A 3,818-nucleotide genomic window follows, 5' to 3' on the forward strand; every position below is an offset into this window, starting at 1 on the left:
ACCGGCATCGGCTCGGCGGCCCGCACGGGGGTGGGCGCCGCCGAGCCGATGCCGGTGCGGACCGTACGGGTCGCGGGGTGCAGGGCCAGGCCGAACGCGCACACCGCGATGACCATCGCGTTGCGGGTGCCGACCTTCGAGAACTGCTGCGGTCCGTCCGCCTTCCTGACGTGGACGGCGCGGATCAGTTCGTCGGGGGCCAGCGCGTTGCGCTTCACGCCGGTGTAGAAGGCGTCGATCGGGATGCGTCGGGTTCCGCGCACCGACGCGGCCTCGACCTCGGCTCCGGCGGCGAGCAGCGCCGGGTGGGCGTCGCCGGCCGGGGAGGCGGTGCCGAGGTTGCCGCCGACCCCGCCGCGGTTGCGGATCTGGGGGGAGGCGACGGTGTGGGAGGCGAGGGCGAGGCCGGGCAGTTCGGCCCGCAGGCACTCCATGATCCTCGTGTACGGGACGCAGGCGCCGAGCCGTACGGTGTCCTCGCCGACCTCCCATTCGGCGAGGTCGGCGACGCGGTTGAGGTCCATGAGGTACTCGGGCCTGCGGTGACCGAAGTTGATCTCGACCATCACGTCGGTGCCACCCGCGATCGGTACGGCGGTGGGGTGCGCGGCCTTCGCGGCGAGCGCCTCCTCCCAGCTGGCGGGGCGGAGGAAGTCCATGACCGGCTCTCTTCTTCGTCTCGTGGATCGTACGGATCGAGCCAATCCGTGTGCGGCGGGCCCGGCTCCTCCCTGGGGCATTCACGCGGACTGGGCTCAGTACACCGCCCGCTGCTCCACCCGGGTCAGTCACGGAAGACCCGAAGGAGTTGGCTGGCCAACGGATGCATCTTGTAGATTCATATGAAAAGAGGACCTCAGTGGCCTCCTTGTCTTCCCCGGAAACGACGGACCCGGGAGACACGGCGTACACAGCCCGGACGAGGGGGCCGACCGCACCGGATCGGCCACTCGGCCGGGCATCGCACGGAAGGCCGCCCGGGCACCGTGCGGAAGTCCCTCCACGGGCCCTTCCACGGCCCATCGTAGACATCGGCACACATCGAGACAGGGAACGGCGGCGACGAGGATGCGGCTGCGCGCACTGCTGGAGACCGACGCGCTGGGGCTCGCGCTGCTCTGCGGCGAGGACGAGCTGGACCGCACCGTGCACGGGGTGATGACCACCGATCTGAGGGACCCCAGCCGCTACCTCTCCGGCGGGGAACTCGTGCTCAGCGGCCTGGCCTGGCGCCGGGACGCCGCCGACTCCGAACCGTTCGTGCGGCGGCTGGTGGAGGCGGGGGTCGCGGCGCTGGCGGCGGGCGAGGCGGAGCTGGGCGCCGTCCCGGACGACCTGGTCGCGGCCTGTGCGCGGCACCGGCTGCCGCTGTTCGCGGTGCACGAGTCGGTGGCCTTCGCGACGGTCACCGAGCACGTCGTGCGGCAGGTGTCCGGCGAACGGGCCGGGGACCTCGCGGCCGTGGTCGACCGGCACCGGCGGCTGATGACGTCGGGCCCGGCCGGCGGCGGCCCGGACGTGGTGCTCGACCTGCTCGGCACCGACCTGGACCTGCGGGCGTGGGTGCTCTCGCCCACCGGGCGGCTGATCGCGGGCCCGAAGGCGGGACCGCGGCTGCCCGGCGACGTGTGCGTGCGGATCGCGGCGGAGCACCTGGCGGCCGCCCGCGACGGCCGCCCCGGACCGCACCGGGTGGTCCTGGACGACCGGACGACGTACAGCCTCTTCCCGGTGCACGGCGACGGGTCCGCGGCCCCCGCGGCGGCGGCCGCCCCACGGACCTCGCCCGCCGGGCCCGGCGGGCACGACGCGCAGGCCTCCCCGGAGCCGCGGGACGGCCGGGAGACGGTGCTGTCGGACTGGCTGCTGGTGGTCGAGGCGGACGCCGGGGACTGGGCCGGGGAGCGGCTGGACCTGCTGCACGGGGTCACCCAGCTGATCGCGGTCGAGCGGGACCGCCGGAACGCGGCGCGCACGGTGCGGCGCCGGCTCGCGCAGGAGGTGCTGGAACTGGTGCAGGCGGGCGCCGCGCCGGCCGAGGTCGCGGCCCGGCTGCGCGTGGCGGCGCCGGTGCTGCTGCCCGGCCTCGGGGCCGCGCCGCACTGGCAGGTCGTCGTCGCCCGGGTCGAGTGGGACGGCGCCGGGACCGGGGGCGGCGCCGCGGCGCGGGCGCTGCTCGAGGAGATCCTGGTCGATCCCGCGCTGACGGGGCCCGAGCACGCCGACCGGATCGCGGTGGCGCACACCGGGGACGAGGCGGTCGCCCTCGTCCCGCTGCCCGCGGTGGCGGACGAGCACGACGGTGCCGACCGGCGGGGGATCCTCGCCGACGCCCTGCTGGAGTCCATGAGGGAGCCGCTGACGGCCGGTCTGGACGGCGACGGGCGGCTCACCCTCGGGGTCAGCGCGGCCGTGCACTCGGCGGAGGGGCTGCGCGGGGCCCTGGAGGAGGCGCGGCACGCGCGGCGCGTGGCCGCCGCGCGGCCGGGCCGGGTCTGCGCGGCCGGCCACCACGAGCTGGCCTCGCACGTGCTGCTGCTCCCCTTCGTCCCCGACGACGTGCGCCGGGCCTTCACCGCCCGCCTCCTGGACCCGCTGCGGGACTACGACCGGCGTCACCGCGCCGAACTGATCCCCACCCTGGAGGCCTTCCTGGAGTGCGACGGCTCCTGGACCCGCTGTGCCGCCCGGCTGCACCTGCACGTCAACACCCTGCGGTACCGGGTGGGCCGCATCGAGCAGCTGACGGGCCGCGACCTGTCCCGCCTGGAGGACAAGCTCGACTTCTTCCTCGCCCTGCGCATGAGCTGACGGCCCGGCGGGCGCGCGACGGGGTACCGGGGGTCGCGCGGGGACGAGGTGTGCGCCGGTGAAGTGTCGCGGGCGCCGCCGGGCACTCCCCCCTTCACGCCCGCCGGCCCACGACTTTGTGAAATCCTTCACCCACCCTCTTGGCCCGACCCCGTTGTTCGTGCTGAGATGCGGCCACCACTCAACAGCTCGATGGCGTGCTCGGGGAGGGCAACGTGGCGCACACCGCCATGTCTGGTAACGGAACGACCGCTGATGACGATCCCCTCCAGACCGCGGTGTGGCGGCTGCGTTCACGCGCTTGCTGGGCCGACGCCGCCGCCCTGCTCACCCAGGACACCGCGGCCGCCGCGCTGCAGCGGGCCTCGCTCCTGGTGGAACGGTGCCTGTACACGGAGGCGGGCTGGGCCGAGGCCGAGGACGCGCTGCGCACCGCCGAGGCCCTGGCCGACACCGACGACGAACGGGGCGCGGCCGCTTGTGAACGCGGGTACTTGGCCTACGCGGCCACCCTGTTCGCGGTGCGCGACCGGGCCGACGAGGCGCGGGCCGCGCTCGGACGCGCCGCGGCGCTGATCCCCCCGGGGGCCCCGGCGCGGGCGCTGCTGGACTTCCGGCGCGGGCTGCTCGCCGAGAACCTGTCCCGCTCCCCGCAGTCGGCGCGGGCCGCCTACCGCCGCGCCCACGCGGGCGCCACCGCGCACGCCGACCCGCTGCTGCTCTCCGGCACCTGGCGCCACCTCGCCGGACTCGCCCTGCGGGAGGGGGAGCTGGCGGAGGCGCGGCACGGCTTCGCCGAGTCCCTGCGGATCCGCGAGGAGCTGGGCTACCTGGTCGGTACGGCCCCGGCCCTGGTCTCCCTCTCCGACACGGAGACCGAGCCGGAGGCGTCCCGCCTGCGCGAGGAGGCGCGCCGGCTGCTGCGCCTGCTCGGCGGCGTCCCCACCTGGCTGGCCCGCCAACTGGCCCCGCCCGCCCAGGGAGCGGCGACGGCGTAGGACCGCGCC

Annotated in this window: 3 protein-coding genes; 2 read left to right on the plus strand and 1 reads right to left on the minus strand. The window is 75.7% G+C overall.

The annotated features are described in order from the left end of the window. A partial coding sequence (locus AOK18_RS17395; protein ID WP_055694975.1) for an FAD binding domain-containing protein occupies positions 1–659 on the minus strand: 659 nt, incomplete at its 3' end. Between the two features lie 409 nt (positions 660–1,068). Here AOK18_RS17395 and AOK18_RS17400 point away from each other — a divergent pair. Together AOK18_RS17400 and AOK18_RS17405 are read left to right on the plus strand one after the other, a co-directional pair. Further along, entirely contained in the window at positions 1,069–2,811 is a 1,743-nt protein-coding gene (locus tag AOK18_RS17400; protein ID WP_055694976.1) for a PucR family transcriptional regulator, read from the plus strand. Between the two features lie 230 nt (positions 2,812–3,041). Next, a complete protein-coding gene (locus tag AOK18_RS17405) occupies positions 3,042–3,809 on the plus strand; it encodes a hypothetical protein (RefSeq protein WP_055694977.1) in 768 nt (255 codons plus the stop codon). Positions 3,810–3,818 lie beyond the last annotated feature (9 nt).

Source organism: Streptomyces prasinopilosus (assembly GCF_001419695.1).
In the GTDB taxonomy this organism is placed as follows: Bacteria; Actinomycetota; Actinomycetes; order Streptomycetales; family Streptomycetaceae; genus Streptomyces; species Streptomyces prasinopilosus.

Coding starts and splice junctions, on each gene's coding strand:
- AOK18_RS17400 (WP_055694976.1), top strand. CDS start 1,069: ATGCGGCTGCGCGCACTGCTGGAGACCGACGCGCTGGGGCTCGCGCTG.
- AOK18_RS17405 (WP_055694977.1), top strand. CDS start 3,042: ATGTCTGGTAACGGAACGACCGCTGATGACGATCCCCTCCAGACCGCG.